Annotated in this window: 14 protein-coding genes; 7 read left to right on the top strand and 7 right to left on the bottom strand. The window is 54.9% G+C overall.

Annotation, left to right across the window (positions count from 1 at the left end; genetic code table 11):
- Positions 1-111 precede the first annotated feature (111 nt).
- The gene (locus tag A3850_RS12640; RefSeq protein WP_068217022.1) at positions 112-1,077 is read left to right on the top strand and encodes a sugar phosphate isomerase/epimerase; all 966 of its coding nucleotides are present in this window, start codon (positions 112-114) and stop codon (positions 1,075-1,077) included.
- Here A3850_RS12640 and A3850_RS12635 read toward each other — a convergent pair.
- Positions 1,074-1,910 carry an AraC family transcriptional regulator gene (locus A3850_RS12635; protein ID WP_231915320.1) on the bottom strand — a complete coding sequence of 279 codons (837 nt, stop codon included), beginning with the start codon at positions 1,908-1,910 and terminating at the stop codon, positions 1,074-1,076. The genes A3850_RS12640 and A3850_RS12635 overlap by 4 nt on opposite strands.
- Positions 1,911-2,273: 363 nt before the next feature.
- Between A3850_RS12635 and A3850_RS12630 the strand changes: the two genes are divergently transcribed.
- The 3 genes from A3850_RS12630 to A3850_RS12620 all read left to right on the top strand — a co-directional run bounded on the left by A3850_RS12630 (position 2,274) and on the right by A3850_RS12620 (position 4,810).
- The gene (locus A3850_RS12630) at positions 2,274-2,873 is read left to right on the top strand and encodes a hypothetical protein (RefSeq protein WP_068217018.1); all 600 of its coding nucleotides are present in this window, start codon (positions 2,274-2,276) and stop codon (positions 2,871-2,873) included.
- Positions 2,874-3,073: 200 nt separating this feature from the next.
- Entirely contained in the window at positions 3,074-3,745 is a 672-nt protein-coding gene (locus A3850_RS12625; RefSeq protein ID WP_068217016.1) for a CatA-like O-acetyltransferase, read from the top strand.
- Positions 3,746-3,985: 240 nt separating this feature from the next.
- The gene (locus tag A3850_RS12620) at positions 3,986-4,810 is read left to right on the top strand and encodes a DUF4332 domain-containing protein (RefSeq protein ID WP_068217014.1); all 825 of its coding nucleotides are present in this window, start codon (positions 3,986-3,988) and stop codon (positions 4,808-4,810) included.
- An 83-nt stretch (positions 4,811-4,893) separates the two neighbouring features.
- On the opposite strand, the gene A3850_RS12615 is transcribed toward A3850_RS12620, so the two are convergent.
- On the bottom strand, positions 4,894-5,292 hold the full coding sequence (locus A3850_RS12615) for a PEGA domain-containing protein (protein ID WP_082921787.1): 399 nt from the start codon (positions 5,290-5,292) through the stop codon (positions 4,894-4,896).
- A 472-nt stretch (positions 5,293-5,764) separates the two neighbouring features.
- On the opposite strand from A3850_RS12615, the gene glgB reads away from it, so the two are divergent.
- Entirely contained in the window at positions 5,765-7,687 is a 1,923-nt protein-coding gene (gene glgB, locus A3850_RS12610; RefSeq protein WP_068217010.1) for a 1,4-alpha-glucan branching protein GlgB, read from the top strand.
- A gap of 102 nt (positions 7,688-7,789) precedes the next feature.
- On the opposite strand, the gene A3850_RS12605 is transcribed toward glgB, so the two are convergent.
- Positions 7,790-9,832, bottom strand: coding sequence for a putative porin (locus A3850_RS12605; protein WP_157501117.1), 2,043 nt, complete (start codon positions 9,830-9,832; stop codon positions 7,790-7,792).
- Between the two features lie 191 nt (positions 9,833-10,023).
- Entirely contained in the window at positions 10,024-10,830 is an 807-nt protein-coding gene (locus A3850_RS12600; RefSeq protein WP_068217006.1) for an enoyl-ACP reductase, read from the bottom strand.
- Positions 10,831-11,001: 171 nt separating this feature from the next.
- On the opposite strand from A3850_RS12600, the gene A3850_RS20200 reads away from it, so the two are divergent.
- On the top strand, positions 11,002-11,139 hold the full coding sequence (locus A3850_RS20200) for a hypothetical protein (RefSeq protein WP_157501115.1): 138 nt from the start codon (positions 11,002-11,004) through the stop codon (positions 11,137-11,139).
- Here the strand turns inward: A3850_RS20200 and A3850_RS12595 are convergent.
- Together A3850_RS12595 and A3850_RS12590 are read right to left on the bottom strand one after the other, a co-directional pair.
- Positions 11,129-12,208, bottom strand: a complete 1,080-nt coding sequence (locus A3850_RS12595; protein WP_068217005.1) for a GNAT family N-acetyltransferase — start codon at positions 12,206-12,208, stop codon at positions 11,129-11,131. The two genes, A3850_RS20200 and A3850_RS12595, sit on opposite strands and share 11 nt — an antisense overlap.
- A gap of 187 nt (positions 12,209-12,395) precedes the next feature.
- On the bottom strand, positions 12,396-14,315 hold the full coding sequence (locus A3850_RS12590) for a UbiD family decarboxylase (RefSeq protein ID WP_068217002.1): 1,920 nt from the start codon (positions 14,313-14,315) through the stop codon (positions 12,396-12,398).
- Positions 14,316-14,457: 142 nt separating this feature from the next.
- Between A3850_RS12590 and A3850_RS12585 the strand changes: the two genes are divergently transcribed.
- Positions 14,458-15,219, top strand: coding sequence for a sterol desaturase family protein (locus A3850_RS12585; RefSeq protein WP_068217000.1), 762 nt, complete (start codon positions 14,458-14,460; stop codon positions 15,217-15,219).
- 98 nt (positions 15,220-15,317) lie between these two features.
- Here A3850_RS12585 and A3850_RS12580 read toward each other — a convergent pair whose 3' ends face one another.
- Positions 15,318-17,114: an acyl-CoA dehydrogenase gene (locus tag A3850_RS12580; RefSeq protein ID WP_068216998.1), complete on the bottom strand. Its 1,797-nt coding sequence runs from the start codon at positions 17,112-17,114 to the stop codon at positions 15,318-15,320.
- Positions 17,115-17,306: the final 192 nt, after the last annotated feature.

Below are 17,306 nucleotides of genomic sequence, written 5' to 3'. Positions count from 1 at the left end.
AAAAATTTGCGCCGCCTCCCATTTTCAATCGATTGTATCATTGGGTCGCGGTAGCCTGGGTTTCTTAGGGCACCCACACTTCCTATCTTAAGCCCTCAAGACTAATCGATCATGCAAAGACGAAACTTTTTAGCCGCTTCCCTGGCCATACCCACCGCCCTCTCCGCCGGAACCTCCAAGGGCGCTTCCAATGAACGCATGAGTGCCGCACACAAGGGGCAATTCAAGATCAGCCTTAAGGCGGATGCCATCGGTATTTACAGTATGGGCGCCGATGAACTGCTGGATGCCGCCATCGCCGAAGGGTACGAAGCCCTCAGCGTTCCCGGTCAGTGGCTTGAAGGGTGGAGCAAGAAGCAGAAAAAGGCCTTCGCCAAAAAGGCCAAGAAGAACGATATCAGCTGGGGTGCTAACGGCCTACCCATCGAATTCCGGAAAACGGAAGCTCAGTTCAAAAAGGAACTCGCCGAACTGCCCCGCCACGCCGAAAACCTGGCGGATATCGGCGTGGACCGCATCGGCACGTGGCTCATTTCCAGCAGTGACGAACGGACCTACAACGAAAACATGCGCTTCCACGCGGACCGGCTCCGGCAGGCCGCCCGCATCCTGAAGGACCACGATATCAAACTCGGGTTAGAATACCTCGGCACGACGGCCGTCCGCCAGCAGGGGCGCTTCGCCTGGCTCTCCTCCGGCCGAGAGTTAAAGGAACTCATCGAAATGATCGGCACCGGTAACGTCGGGGTCGTCCTCGATAGCTACCACTGGTACACTGCGCAGGAAGGAGTGGACGACCTGAAGATCTGGAAGAATGAGGACATCATCGCCGTCGACCTGAACGATGCCAACGATCAACTCACCCTGCACCAGCAAACGGACGTAGCGCGGGAGCTGCCCGGCGCGACCGGGGTAATCGACCTCGATGCGTTCCTACAGACGCTGGTGGAAATAGGCTACGACGGACCGCTCCGTGCGGAACCCTTCAGTAAAACACTGAACCAAATGGGTCCTGACTTAGCGATCAAGGCGACTCACCGAGCCATGATGGCGAGCGTAAACAAGGCGCTTGGCTAATCGGTGAATTCCCCACCCACCGTCATCCGCAGGTGCTGGCGGTACTGGCTGGGGGTACGGCCGGTAATTTTCTTGAAGGCCCGATTAAACTGGCTGAGGCTATTGAACCCACACTCGAAGGCGACCTCGGCGATGGTGCCGTGGCCGTCTGCGAGGAGTTTGCAGGCAAAGACAATCCGGAAGTTGGTGAGGTAGGTCACGAAAGTCTTACCCGTCACCTTTTTGAAGTAACGGCAGAAGGCGGGCACCGTCATCGCCGCAACGCTGGCGGCTTCGGCGACGGCCAGTTCGCGGCGGAAGTTATCCGAAATGAATTGCTGCAATTCATTGAACCGGTCGTAACCGTGGCTGGCGATTTCGATGTGGACGCCATCTGCGTTCAGGCTCTCGAATTCTTCGGAGACGGCCAGTTGCTGGAGGATATCCAGTAAGGTCAGTAGCCGGCCCATGGGGTCGAGATCGATCATACGTTCGAGGCGGGCGCCCTGTACGGCTTTCGTCCGCCCGGTGAAGGAGATGCCATCGCGCGCGCGCTCGAAGAGATTGTTGAGTTGTTGGGCTTCTCCTAGTTCCCGAAAGCCGGCGGCGGGGAAGTCCGGCGCGAATTGTACCACTGTTTCAGCGCGGTTGCGGGTATTGCTATCCGTAAAACCCCAGTGGGGCAAATTGGAGCCAATCAGTATTAATTCACCATCCTCGAAGTGTGAGACATGGCTACCGACGTGGCGGCGGCCATTCCCACCATTCACGAAAACCAGTTCCAATTCGGGGTGGTAGTGGTAATTAGGTAGTTTGTTTGTCCGCAGGCTAGGGTCCGGATAGTGCTTTAGCAAAAACGAGGAATCCGGGGTTTGTAGAACACGCTCTAAGACGGGGCGGGAGGAAGCTTCCATATCGATGTCGTGAAAGGTGAGGGCGAAAAGTCAGTCATTACGCCAATTCGGGCGGAATGCCGGGGAGTGATAGTTCGGCAATAGAACGTCCAACACGAAATATAGATTTGGCGCAAGGGTATGAAAAAAACCGCTATTGTCCAATTTTACCCTACCCTACGCACTGATTACCCCATGTACTTGAATTGAGCAAATTCTGCGTGACCACCGCCAAAATATGCGTCTACTCCAGCGAATTTCCGCCGGAACTTTGCCCTATCAAAGGAAGTCGAGCATGCACTCGCAAACGAAAACTTCCAGCTTATGAAAGTTACCTTAACCATCTTCCTGGCCTTCTTTAGTTTCTGTAGCCTTTTTGCGTCCATTGACCCAATTGACGTTGAGATCCTTACTGATCCTACTTCGGAGACTACGGTCTTCCGTTCTACCATTCCGGTGGAGCGTGCTGCCCTGCTGACGGTCGCTGACGACTGGGGCAACGAGATCTTTCGCTGCCACGTCAAGGCTAACGACTTCTTCAGCAAGCGCTTTGCCGCCGCTGACCTTCCCTCCGGTAAATACATCTTCACCTTCGCGGATGAGCGGGGCCGTACGGTGTTGCCCTTCACCGCCAAGCGCGGTCGGGTCAGCCACGAAACGGCCGATGCACGCCGGATGCTCTATCCCAATGTGGACTTGACGGACGATAAGTTACTCGTCGTCAACTACCCTGCGTACTCGGGCAAGCCCGTTGCCGTTGAGCTGAAGAATGATACGGGCAACGCCGTTTTCCGGGAAGTTTTACCCACTGACCAAGCCACCAAGAAATCCTACGCGCTCGATAAACTGGCTGCGGGTTCCTACACGCTCACCGTCAACCAGCGCTCAACAAGAATACACAGCACCGCCATTACGCTGCGGTAGCTCAAGAATTTTGCATGATCGACTTTAAGTTTCGCCCTCTCCGACTTTCGGGGAGGGCTTTTTTGTGCGATATACTTCCCTTATGATCTGGGCGCCCCGACTGAGTACAGTACATACTGCGTGGCGCTGCCGCAGGTGCCAGGAAATGGGACGGGCCACCTTAGACGAAGAGGATATCTCCCGCTTAGTATTTTACCTCCATGAAAAAGATCACTTTCAAGGACGACCCGCACCGCCAGCGCCACTTTGATCACTTTCGCAAAATGGCCTCCCCCCACTTCGGGATAACGGCGGAAGTGGATATATCGGAGTTCCTGCAACTGGTGCGCGAGTCCCCTACCCTGCGCTTTACGCCCGCCCTGGTTTATCTGATCACACGGGCCGCATTGGAGGTACCCAGTTTTACCTGGCGAATCCGTGGAGAAGAAGTCGTTGCTCACGACACCCTACGTCCCAGCTTTGCGGTGCCGACAAAGCGGAGTTCCGTATTCAGTTTCTGCACGGTACCCTACGAAGATGATCCGCTGGCCTTCCACGCCGCCGCAATCGCGGAAATGGAACGGATGAAGGAGGACCCTTCCTTCGAGGATGAACCGGGGGCAGACGACTACCTCTTCTTATCGACCTTCCCTTGGGCCACTTTCACCTCCGTGCAACACGCCATGCCGGGCGATGGTCGGGATAGCGTGCCCCGGATCGTTTGGGGAAAGTACCGTAAACAGGTAGAGGAAGTAGACATGCCCGTTGCTGTACAAGCCCACCACGCACTCGTGGATGGCCGTGATTTGGGCGAATATTACCGGGTCCTGCAAAATTTATTGAAGAATTGTAAAAAAGTTTTCACGGCCAGTGGAAACTGTTCCGATTCGTAAAAGCAAAGTAATATTTGCCCGCTGCCAGCAAACCAAAAAAAGTTGTGTAGGGAATCCAGCAAAAGCCAAACAATTGGGTGAATCGCTCGTGTAAACCCATTGTTAACCCATTCCATCGCACCTGCGGCAGCGCCCCAAAACCTTTGGTTATCAGTGACTTCCGCATAACTTTGCGTCAGGTTATCACGTTAGTGTAATAAACACACTAACTAATTTTTGCTCTCGCAAACAAATACCACTATGATCAAGTCCACCTACACCAAATCAAAACAGCAGTACAAAGTCAGCTTCGAACTCTCCGCGGAGGAGATTGGCGAAAAGCGTGACGTACGCGTACTCGGCAACTTCAACAACTGGAGCTGGGACGGCGGCCTGCCGCTCAAAGCCGGCAAAGGCAAGTACACCGGTTCTGCCATGCTGCCCGCTGGCCACTACCAATTCCGCTACCTCGCCGACGGTAACGACTGGGTAAACGACGACAGCGCTGACGGCTACACCGATTCTGGCTACGGAACCACCAACTGCTGCTTCTCTCTCGCACCGGTAGAAGCCAAGACGGCTGCTAAAAAGCCTGCCGCAAAGAAAGCTGCTCCCGCTGCCAAGAAAGCCGCCCCTGCCAAGAAGACGGCTACTAAAGCTGCGGCCAAGCCAGCCGCAAAAAAGGCCGTAGCCAAGCCAGCCGCTAAGAAGGCCGCTGCCCCTGCCAAAAAAGCTGCCCCCGCTAAGAAGACGGCCACTAAAGCCGCCGCCAAGCCAGCAGCGAAGAAAGTTGCCGCAAAACCCGCCGCTAAGAAGGCTACCGCCAAGAAAGCAGACGACCTCAAGCGCATTGAAGGCATTGGCCCTAAGATCGCCGGTCTGTTGAACGAAGCTGGTATCATGACCTTCGCACAACTCGGTAAAGCTTCGGACAAGAAATTGGCCGACGTACTACAAGCCGCTGGCGCTCGCTTCCGCCTCGCCAAGCCAGGCACCTGGAAGGAGCAGGCCAAGCTGGCTGCTGCCGGTAAGGAAGAGCAACTGAAGAAGCTTCAGGATGAGCTCAAAGGTGGCGTCCGCAAATAATCAACGCCCCATGCAAAAAGCCTCCCGGTCAACACTGATCGGGAGGCTTTTTCTTTTGGAGCTACTTCCTGACAACCTTTCAATCAGGGTAGTTTCGGATCGGGCTCCTCACTTACGATCACGGGGACCATGTCTTTGAAGATGGCCGTATCCTTATACTGAGACGCCGCACCAGAAATCAGATCCACCGCCCAGCAAGCCAGGCAGGTGAGGTTGACAATGGATACCGCGTTGAAGGAAGAACGGAGTTTAACGTACTCCGGCTCGTAACCTTCCAACTCGATGGTGGCCCAGCGCTGGCCAAGCGTTCGGCGGACGTCGAGAAGAATGGGCGTCTGGCCAACGGGCATTCCATCAATGGATACCGTGGCGCCGGCCGGTTCCGTAGTGAAAAGGATGGGATCGCGCGTTCCGGTAAATATGGTCGCGCAACTGCTGGTCATCAAAGCAACCAGAAGTAGAGGAAGGATTCGGTGATGCATAAATGAAGGGTTTCGTTCGGTTAATAGGACTACTAAACTAGTTAAATCCAGTGTAAGCCGGCCATTAGACTATCTAGCCAACCGTAATGGTTGTACTCGCTCACGATTACACACCACGCAGGACTTTCCCTTTAGCAAGTTTGAGCGGCCACCTTTTACGCCCCTGAAATTGGTCCCTGATTTTTAGAGCTTGTTTGGGATTTTTGAGAACTGATAGTCAATGATTTACGGTTCTGGCTAAATCAAAATTTGCGCACTTAGCGGGCTAAGTAAGTGAATTTTGATGACGCCAGGTTCGTAAATGCTTGATTATCAGGAAGCAAAAATCCGAATAAGCTCTTAAATCGGGCCAGCGCGCATTACTTTGGAAACAATCCTTAAATTTCGTGCACATCGCCGCGCGCACGGTGTTGCAGAAGATGAATTAGCGAGGCCCCGCGAGGGGTTTCGGCCCCAGATTTTAATTATAGATATGAGTAAGACCGCCACCAACGTAATTGCCTACAGCCTCTTCACCGACCACGACGCCAACCTCTGGAAGGCCGGTAAATTATTCCGCGCCTACGATAAATTGGGCAGCCACGTCATTGAGGTAGAGGACCAAAAAGGGACCTACTTCGCCGTCTGGGCTCCGAGCGCTAAATCGGTTGGGGTGATTGGCGACTTCAACGGCTGGAACCAAACCAGCCACCCCCTCAATGCCCGCTGGGATAGCTCCGGCATCTGGGAAGGCTTCATCCCCAAAGTAGGCAGCGGCACCGTCTACAAATACGTCGTGGAGACCCAAATGGGTGAGCGCCTGGAAAAAGGTGACCCCTTCGCCCGCCTCTGGGAGACGCCACCCAAGACCGCTAGTATTGTCTGGGATACCTACTACGAGTGGGACGATAAAAAGTGGATGGACTCCCGCATCGAGAAAAACGGTATCGACCGTCCCTACTCCGTCTACGAAGTCCACCTCGGAAGTTGGAAAAAACCGACGGGCACCGAGAGCCTGAGCTACCGGGAATTAGCCGTAGACCTGGTGGAGTACATGAAGGAGATGAATTTCACCCACGTGGAATTCCTTCCCGTAATGGAGCACCCCTACTTCCCAAGTTGGGGCTACCAGATCACGGGGTACTACGCACCCTCCAGCCGCTTTGGTGGGCCGCAGGACTTCATGTATCTCGTCCAGGAGTTGCACAAGGCGGGTATCGGGGTTATTCTGGATTGGGTCCCCAGCCACTTCCCCGTTGACGCCCACGGCCTCGCCCAGTTTGATGGCACCCACCTTTACGACCACGCCGACCCACGGCTAGGCTTCCACCCCGATTGGAAATCCGCGATCTTCAATTACGGGCGGAACGAAGTACGGTCATTCCTCATCTCCAACGCCCTTTTCTGGTTGGACCGTTACCACATCGATGGGCTGCGGGTGGACGCCGTGGCCTCCATGCTCTACCTGGATTACAGCCGCAACGAGGGGGAATGGATCCCCAACCGCTACGGCGGAAACGAGAACCTGGAAGCGATTTCCTTCCTCCGGGAGTTCAACGAAGCCGTGTACCGCGAGTACCCGGACACGATGACGATCGCCGAGGAAAGCACGGCCTTCTCCGGTGTTTCCCGGCCAACTTACGTCGGTGGCCTCGGCTTCGGCATGAAGTGGATGATGGGTTGGATGCACGATACGCTGAGCTACTTCAAGAATGACCCCATCCACCGGAGTTACCACCACAATGAACTGACCTTCAGCTTGGTCTACGCCTTTTCGGAAAACTTCATGTTACCGCTCAGCCACGATGAGGTCGTCCACGGCAAGGGGCCGATTATCGACCGGATGCCGGGCGATGACTGGCAACGCTTCGCCAATCTCCGTACCCTCTACGGTTACATGTTCACCCACCCCGGCAGTAAGCTGCTCTTCATGGGCAACGAATTTGGCCAAACGACGGAGTGGAGCATCGAAACCGGTCTGGACTGGTCCCTGGAGGAATTTGCGCCCCACAAAGGGATGAAGAAGTTTATCTCCGCGCTAAATAAAGTCTACCAGGAGACACCGGCGCTCTACGCTCAGGCGTACAACCCCAAGGGATTTGAGTGGATTGACGGAGGTGACCACCAGAACAGCATCCTCACCTACCTCCGCCGGGGGAAAAAGGACAATGAGTTGGCCATCGTAGTTAATAACCTGACGCCGACAGTCCGCCACCATTACCGGGTGGGTGTCCCCAGCGCGGGCAAGTACAAAGTCCTCATCAATTCAGATGAAAAGCAGTTTGGTGGTACGGGCGATTACAAAATCAAAACCGCCACGGCGGTGGAGTCCGAGTGGAATGGCCGCCCTTACCACCTGGAATTTACCGTTCCCCCACTTTCTACGGTAGTGTTTACCTTCGGGGGTAAGAAATAGCCATACACAAGGCCAAGACACATAGCCACACACTATGCGAGAAGCCGGACCACCGCAAGGAGGGCCGGCTTTCTTGTTGTCCGCATTATCCGGTCTGGCTGACTAATCCAGCAAACGCCAAGTAGCTCCCATGCGCACGGCTGCGTCCGGGTAGGGATGGTCTGCCATCAGAATGAGCGGATTGCGCTGATCCCACTGAGAATTCAGCTGCAGGTACTTAACGAAGAAGCGGAACCGCGTCACCCGCATACTAAAGAAGGGGTCCAACTGATACTGGAAACCTTTTTCCTGTTCGTCCTGCAGCTGAAACTGCTGGGTGATCGTGTTGTAGTAATAGGGTTTGAAGCCACTGGCGTAGCGGACGTCCACGCCGAGGTTGACGTTCAATACTTTGAACCACTTACCGGAGTAGTACAGGCTGTGCTCTCCGTAGAGTTGCGGCAGCCTGAACACGTCCTGATCGGCCTGTTGCAGAAGTACGCGATTCTGTAGTCGAAATTTCCCGAAGGCCAGATCACGCTCGCCCGTCAGTTGGATTATACTGTTGGGGCCAGTCGCCTGTTCGGGTTGCCCCAGCTCATCGAAGTAGATATAGTTTGTCAGGATTGAATACGCCAATCCCGCCCTGATCTTTACTACGGGCAAGGTGTAGGCGCCTTCCAACCGTAGTTCCAGTGTTTTATTAAAATCGTTCTGCCACAGCGTGTTGCCATTGAGCCGGAAGGTCTGCTGCACCAAATCCGGGGCGTACAGCTGGTTCAGCGCTTTCAACTCTAATTTTCCTGCTTTACCCAAGTCCAATTCTCCGGTGCCAGAAACCCGGTAATCACCGGTTTGCCCCACCACGTTGAATTGACCATCGACCAGTAAATTAAGCCGGTCGCTGGGACGCAGGCCAATCTTCCCGTGCAGAAGGAGGTTATTGATCGTGGAGTCTCCATCTTGGCGCACGCGGTGGTAGATGTGATTGAGGCCAACTTCCAGCACGTCCTTCTGTACGGTTTCCCGATCGCCGCTCCTACCCTGCCGGAAGGTGCTCAGGGAAAAATCATTCGAGATGATGTTGTGTTGGATTTGGTTGCGCACTCCGCGTGGATCCACGTAAAGTTGAGGGAACCGCTGAAAGAACAATGCCGTATCACCCACCGTCTGTTCGGAGCTCACGCGGTAGTTCCGACTGTCCACTTTGAGTTGGTGCTGCAGGGTGAAAGCGCGTTTGGCTTCACCTGATAGCGTATCCGTCCGCCCACCAAACTGCAGGTACTGGGTGGCCATCACTTCCCGGAAACTGTAGCGCAATCGGGTTTGATCCAGTTGGCTCGTCAGTGACTGAAGATTTTGCACCTCCGGATTCTCCTCGGTAAGAAATGAGGCTGGATCGATTCCTCCATTCTGTAACTGCTCGTAGGTATTCGCGGCAAAACTGAAGAACCCACGGTAGCGAGACCCCGGTGGCCGAACGCTCAGACCGGTGGCCACGTGAGTATTCCGCAAATTCTGATTGGGGTACTGATCCTGCGTGCCTTGCTGAGAAATTCTTGTGTAGTCCAGCAGCAGATTGACGCCATCAGCAAAGTTGCGGCTGAACTTGGCCGTCGTCCAGCTGTCCTCCTGCTGGCTTTCGCGCACGTGGCCAAGGTAGGTGAACGGGCGTTCCAGCCGGTAGTAATTCAGGCGCTCACCATCCACCTGGTAGAGGTCAAACTGGCGGAAACCAATCTCCGTCCCGGTGCGCAGGGTAGGCTCGTAGCGCAGGCGGTACGCCGCCCCACCCCGTTGTCCGATGGTCCCGTAATCGAAGGCCACTTTCCGGTCCGGTTCGTACCGTTGCAGACCGTCCAGGAGGCTATCGCGCCAGCTCTTTTCCAGATTTGGGTTGCTGGCGTTGTACTGGAAGATGCCAAAAGTATCGGGTTGCGATTCCCGCTGTTCCTGGGGTCCGGCGCGTCGGTCCTGGCTGGCGTCGTAGTCCGGGTCACCGGGCATCGGGCGGCCATCATCCGAGGGGTCCAGCACCTGGGCGCTGCCGCGGGTGCCGGGGAGGAAGGCAAGCAACAACAATAGGATCACCAAACGACTATGGACGGACGAAGAACGCAGGACAACTACTTTAACGAGTGAGGAATGGGTTAAGGGGCCGGTCAATCCAGCCAGTGATATTTTAGTAGAAACTAAGTGGCGTTAGCAATAAAGCGAGGGCTTCAGAATGATGGACAACCACCGTTCCAAAAGAACGAAAAGCAACCGCAAAGATTGGATACTTCAGGGTTGCTTTTCGTGATGGCCGGTCGGCGAAAATTTTAGGGGAATGGGCTTGCAGGAATAGGCCAATCCAATTACTTCTCCTCGATCAGTTTTGGGTTCATGCCCATGTTGGAGAAACCTCCATCGTGGAAAAGATTTTGCATGGTAACGTACCGGGTATAATCGCTGAAGAGCGTGGCGCAGTATTTCGCACAGTCCAGCGCCGGGGCGTTGCCAAGTGGAGACATGGTATCCGCGTAGCCGAAAAACTCTTGGAAGCCCTTAACGCCCTTACCGGCAGTCGTCATCGTTGGTGACTGGCTGATGGTATTGACCCGAGTCCCATTCTTCTCTCCGAAGTGGTAGCCGAAGGAACGGGCAAAACTTTCGAGCAAGGCCTTGCTCTCCGCCATTTCTGAGTAATCTGGGAAAGTACGCTGAGCTGCAATGTAGGTGAGCCCGAGGATAGATCCATAATCCGCCATGTGGTCTCCTTTGTAGAGGACCTGGCACATTTTGTGGAAGCTAATGGCGCTGATGTCGAAGGTCTTGAGCATCCACTCGTGCTTAATGTCCGTGTAAGGTCGGTTCTTGCGGACGTTGAGGCTCATGCCAATAGCGTGGCAGACGAAGTCCAATTTACCTCCGAGGATCTCTTCACTCTTCTGGAAAAGGTTTTCCATGTCTTCAATGCTCGTCGCATCAGCCGGGATAATCTCTGCACCCAGTTTTTCGGCGAGTTCATTCAATTGGCCAAAGCGCAAGGCCACGGGAGCGTTCGTCAGGGTAAATTTGGCACCCATTTCGGCGCATACTTCCGCAATGGACCAGGCGATGGACTGATCGTCGAGAGCGCCAAAGATCACTCCACGTTTGCCAGCTAGTAATTGAGGGGTCATGTTACAGGTAGTTTTGATGGTGGCCGCGAAGGTACGATGTTCGTATTTAGCTACTGCCGTTTAAAGCCAGCTAAGGAGTGGACAAACCCGCCGTGCTTATATTTAAGCGTCTCAACTACGCGCTCGGAATGGACCGGCCGCGGATCGTGCAACCAATCAACAAATAGTAAAATGGCCAAAGTACCAGTAAAGAAGAAGCCTCAGGCGAAAATCAACGAAGCAGAACAGATCAAGAAGGTATTTACCATTACGGCGATCATTGTAGTCGTACTACTCGCCATCATCTTCGTGTTCTTCTTTAATCGTTAAACCCCTCCCGCGCTTTCTTGCAAAGCTCCACGATAATGTCCGTGGATGGTGTGGTGAGATGAACGATCTCCACCGGTACTGGCCGGGGGTAACGCCGTACCCCCGTCGGGCCGATCGGCTGTAATTTGATGTCAGTCAGTGAAGAAAGACCGGGGTTAAAAACGGTGTAGTCCCGTTTGACGTGGTCGTAGGTGATCAGCGTCAGGCGACCGTTAGCGATGCCTTCATCTAATTGGAATACAAAGGGTGCGTCCACCAGTCCGCCACCGTGGCCGGGGTAGTAGAACCGTGCCGTTAGCGAAGGGTACTCTTTGACTTTTCCGGTGAAGCCCGCCTTCTCCAAATCGACCGACAAGCGATACATCGCCGCCTGGTTTAGGTGGAGTGGATCTGGAGCGTGGCGGGGGTCATTATCCGGAAGGGTTTTCCACTCACCGGTCGCACAATCCCGGTAGTCCATTGGGCCCAGCCGTAGTTTGTAATCGAAGATGGGAAAGTCGACACTCACGTAGCCGGGGTGATAATAAGCCAGTCCATTGTCCTTGGCCCACTGCACTTCGAGGAGCATTGTGTAGATCCCCAGGCTAAACTCTTTGTAGGCGGGGTCGTACACACCGACTTTAGAGTACATGCACTGTTCGCCCGGATCGAAGTAGCTAAAGGCCACCAACCGATCACCGTCGTACACCTCCACCTGTTGCGTATCAACGAAGCGCTTGGAGGGATAGTAACCAACGTGGAAATCGATGTCCGTCCGTGCTTTGTCCGGGTGCCTCTCCTGGTAGCGGCGGTTCACCTCCCGCATCTCCCGCGTGACTTCCGTAGCGGGGTGGATGACGTAGCGGAACCGTTCCCCATTATTACGCAGCAACCGCCGCTGCTTACGCTTAAACTGATGGGTAGCCAGCGGCATCCTGATCTGAACGCACCCATATAATTCGTCGGTTTCCGTACGGATGAAGTCGCAGATGTACAGTTGCTGGCCAACGGGCCGCCACCCTGCGAAGAGGAATTCGTCGAGTTTGGCCGGCGGTAGTCGTTCCTGTAAATTAAGGAGTAAGGTTGGCAATTGAACGTGGTCTCAGTAAGCTATCAAAAGGTAGGTGACGGTACAAACCATCACCCTGCACTGTAAGGACTACAAAGATACGTACCAAGCACCCAGCACGGTTGCGCAAGCGTATTGTTTACGGTAGCGGGATGACATAAATCAATCAATCACAGTCCTTTAGATACGTTGACCCTCCAAGATACTATTAGTAGTCAAGAACACCTTCCGCTACCAATTGATCCACTTTGCGTGCGACCTCTGGGTCAGCCACCAAACCGGGTGCGTGCCAGGGCTTCACCCGAGCGTCGATGATGACCGGCCCGCGGCAACCCCAATGTTTGTGCTCCACGAAGGTATCCAGCCCAAAGACATCGTGGCTCGGGTTACTCCGCGTGAAGGCGGCCCAGATGAAGTTGGAAAAGTCTTCCGCCATAAAGTTGGCGTCATCACACACGACGATCAGTCCTATTCCCCCCTCCAGCACGGCACCTGCGGCAGCGCCCAGATCCGCCGAAGCGATGCGCTTCATATCTGAGCGACTCCGGGTGGCAGCGGTGGCGAATAACTCTTTGTCCTCCGGTGGGCCAGCTGGAAATTCGGCAAGTCGGGCTGGATCAGGATCGGCCCCGGGAACGGCCGGCCCCTCCACCGCGACGATACCGGGGGCTACGATTTGGGGATTCGCGAAACCTTCCGGTAACGTAAAGTATTCGGGCACTTCGGATGCCAGATTGCGACGTTTTTTACCTCGGCAGGCCCAGATAAGTTTGGATCCGGAATTCCAGCCAGCACCAGAGTAATCTAGCGTGTCGATGGTGGTATGAGTCTGAAAGTGTAGATCCCGTTCCGGATTGTAGCGCTCGAGCACGTGGCGGAAAAAGTCTGGTTGGTCATCCGCGTCCAAATTTGGGTCATCCGCGTGGTTAGCGATTATGCAGTACTTGGCCAGCGAAGTTTGACCACTACCGATGATGCGATTGGCCTGGGTAATGATCTCTTCCGGAACCAGCATCTGCTCGTCCTCCCGGAAGGGCATGTACCGCTCCGAACCGATGGCCAGCAGTAGCGGATGGACGCCGGCCTCATCCACTGCGTTGATCTGTTTGATGCCCGGGAATTCCCCCGGTGTAAGGTCCTTCACGATCTGGTGGATCAGGTAACCAAACTGGCTATCCTCCGCCGGTGGACGGCCAACGACCGTAAACTGCCAGATGGGATCTTTGCGGTGCCAGACCGTCTCCACGTCCATCACCGGGAAGGGATGCTGCAGAGAGTAGTAACCGAGGTGATCGCCGAACGGACCCTCCGGCATCATGCCCTGCTTACGGATGGTTCCGGTGATCACGAAGTCAGCGTCCGCACTCAATAGCCAGTCGCGGTCCCAGGCGTAGCCGAAACGTCGTCCCGCCAGCATGCCGGCAAAGGTCATCTCACTGAGGCCTTCCGGCAGCGGCATGATGGCGCTAAATGCGTGGCTGGGTGGCCCACCCACGAAGATGGAGCAGCGGAAGGGCTCGTCAGATTTTAAGTAGTCTACGTGATGGTTACCAATGCCCCGGTGGAGTTGGTAGTGTAATCCAATCTCTTTATTCGTTACGTAATCATTCCCCGTGAGTTGGATGCGGTACATCCCGATGTTGGTCTGCATCACCTGTTTGCTACCTGGCGGCAACGTACACACCTGGGGAGCGGTGACGAATGCCCCACCGTCCATTGGCCAAGACTTGACGAGCGGCAGTTGGTCAATCGTCGTCTGGCCGTACTTGATGGCCGGGCGCAGGTGCTTCCGGGGCAGGGCACTCAACGCCGTGAAAGGCGCCCCCGTGTAGCGCAGTGGTGATTTGGCGAGGTTGGCGGGGTCTGCCTTCAACTCCACCACCTTCTTCACCTTAGGGAGCGTTTTTCGAAAGAGGAAGTCCGTTCGTTCCTTAGTGCCGTACATATTGGAGAGTGCCTGAAAGGGGCTACCCTTTACGTTTTCGAACAGGATGGCGGGGCCGCCCTTCGCGAATACGCGGCGGTGGATTTCGGCCATCTCCAGATCGGGATCTACCTCACGGGAGATGCGGAGCAGTTGCCCGTGGCGGTCGAGATCGTTGGCGGCTTCGCGTTGGCTGGCGTACATATTTCGGGGTGGTTCGGCGGTACGATTAAAGAACAGCAGTACAAACGAAATGACTGGATTTGGTTGTCCCTTGAGGGTCACAAATCCACTATCGGCGATGACCTTGAGTTACCGATTGTACTTTTGCCGCGCAATCATTTTTATGACGACTGACCTCAACCACTGGCTACTGTGGGTCGTGGCGCTTTTTGCGATCATTTTTGTTCGTTACCTCCTGTTCAGTGGGGGCTACGCCTGGCTTTTTACGGACTTACTCAAGGGCAAAATGGGAGAACGCATTTTCCCCCGCACGGCAGCGGCTACACAGCTGCGGAGGAAGGAAATCTTGCGCTCGGCGGTAGTGAGTCTGATTTTCGCGGCTTTCGGCATCGGGTTGCTTTACGCCTGGAATGCTGGTTGGACGCGACTCTACCAAACCCTGGATTCCACTTGGGATTGGGCGTGGCTCTTCGCCGGCCCAATCTTATTTCTTCTCGCACAAGAGACCTATTACTATTGGGTCCACCGCTGGATGCACCGGCCGGGAGTGTACGAGATCGTCCATCGGTGGCACCACGAAAGCATCGAGACGACGGTTTGGACGGCCTTTTCATTTCACCCCCTCGAAGCCATTCTCCAGGCCATCTTTATCCCGCTTGCCGCCATGCTTATTCCCATGCACGCCTACGCCTTTTTGGGTTTACTGGCGATCATGACCTTATCGGCAACCATCAACCACGCTGGCGTTGAGATCTTTCCAAGCAGCTGGGCGCGGTCGCGGGTGCTGGGGAAGTTGGTCGGGGCAACGCACCACGATGTGCACCACAAACGAGCTAAGTATCACTTCGGGCTGTACTTCACCTTCTGGGATGAGTGGATGGGGACGGAGGCCAATAATTGGCGACAACAACTAGACAGGGATTGAGGCCAAAATCGCGAATGGAATAGTTTACTCCAAAGCGCTGCTGCATTAACGAAGCACTCTACCTTGATTAACTTGATGACTCCCCCAATTATTAAGGTTTAAACTAGGACTGATTCATCCAGATCCACCGTAATACGTTTCGTGGCCAGCAGCGTCCGGCGGTGGCCGGCCGTGCGGGTGAATACGTAGTTGAAGAAGTACTGCGTGGTTACGATCTTGGACTGATAAAACGCTCGTTCGTCCTCTCCATCTGCGGCGGGGAGGGCCTTCGCTGCAACGGTGGCTTCTCGCAAAAGCAACCAACCAATGATGTGGAGGCTGAAGTAATCCAAAAAGATGGTCGCATCCGCGAGGAACACTTTGGGATCCTCCGTCTGGGCCAATCCCATCAAGTGCCCGAGGACGCCCTGCATTTTTTGGAGGCTTCCACCGAAGTTGGTGGCGATATCCTTCAATTCACCCACTTCCATAGCACCTGCGACAGCGCCCGAGACTTCTTTGTTAAGCAGCTGCAAAGCTTTGCCATTGTGCATCAATAGCTTCCGGCCGAGGAGGTCCATTCCGTGAATGGTCGTCGTACCCTCGTAGATGGAATTGACGCGGATGTCGCGGTAGATCTGCTCGATGGGGAAATCGTCCGTGTAGCCGGCTCCGCCCAGTACCTGCATGGCCGTGCTGACAGATTCGATGCCGTACTCGCTAGGGAATGACTTAGCGATCGGGGTAAGTAGCTCCAGCAAGAGGTGGGATTGTTCGCGTTCGTCAGCATCCGGGCTGGCTTTTGAAACATCCTCCCAGAAGCTACACTGGAGAAGCAATGCGGCACTGCCTTCTACGACCGCTTTTTGAAAGAGCAGCATCCGGCGAACGTCCGCGTGGCCCGCGATGATCACCTGCGGCGCGTTGATATCCTTGTTGCCGGGGTGGCGACCTTGAGGCCGCTCCTTGGCGTATTTGAGGCTGGTGTAGTAGGCCGCCGATGCGCTGCCCGCCGCCATCAAACCAGTACCAATGCGGGCCTCGTTCATCATGCGGAACATGTTGTTGAGGCCGCGGAATTCTTCCCCGACAAGGTAGCCTTTGGTTTGCCCCTGCTCCCCGTACATAAGGTGAGCGGCGACGTAGCCTTTCTGGCCCATCTTACCGTAGATGCCGGCGGTGGTAACGTGGTTATCAGTCAACCCATCCTCTCCCGGCAGGTACTTGGGGACGACGAATAGGCTGACGCCCTTCATCCCTTTCGGGCCATCCTTTTTACGAGCCAGTAAGAGGTGGACTACGTTTTCTACGGAGTTATGGTCCCCGCCGGAGATGTAGATCTTTTGGCCTTTGATGGCGTAGCTACCGTCCTCCAACTCTTCGTAGGTAGTCGTGATATCGGAGAGCGAGGACCCGGCCTGCGGCTCCGTGAGCGCCATCGTTCCCTGCCACTGGCCGAGGGCCATTTTTTCGAGATAGGTAGCCTTCAATTCTTCACTGCCGAACTCCAGAATGAGGTTGGCCGCGCCGGTAGTGAGGAAACTGTAGGCGGCCATGTTACCATTCGCCGCCTGAAAAATGAGCCCCCCCGCATTGAGGATGGTCGATGGCATCTGCTGGCCATTCAGGTCGTAGGGCCAGGCGGCGCTGATCCATCCTGCCTCCCCCATCGCGCGCATTCCGGCACCGACTGCCGGTAAAACGTGGACTTCGCCGTCGGCGTAGTAGGCTTTATTCTTATCCATTTCCCGGTAGTAAGGGAAGAGGTGTTCATCCGCCAAATCCTTCGCCGCGCCGAGGGCCATGGCGGTGGTATCCGCATCAAAATCAGCGTAGAGATCATAACCCCGCAGTTGATCGAGGTTGAGCACTTCGTTAAGGACAAAGTTGAGGTTGCGGGTAGAAACGTATTGCATGGTCAAAGGACTTTGGCCGAAGATAGGCATTTAGCGAAAATTCGCTGGGTTTCTTTTAGCCGTGTTTCACTCACTTTTGATGAGTGATGGTTCTGTCATCCAAACTAAGCCAAGATCAATTTACTCCCAACTTATCAAGCTTAGTCGCGAATAGCAAAGGGCCGGGATTCCTTGCGGAATCCGGCCCTTTTC

This window comes from Lewinella sp. 4G2, assembly GCF_001625015.1.
Classification (GTDB): Bacteria; Bacteroidota; Bacteroidia; order Chitinophagales; family Saprospiraceae; genus Neolewinella.
This window is presented reverse-complemented; position numbering and strand designations above follow the sequence as displayed.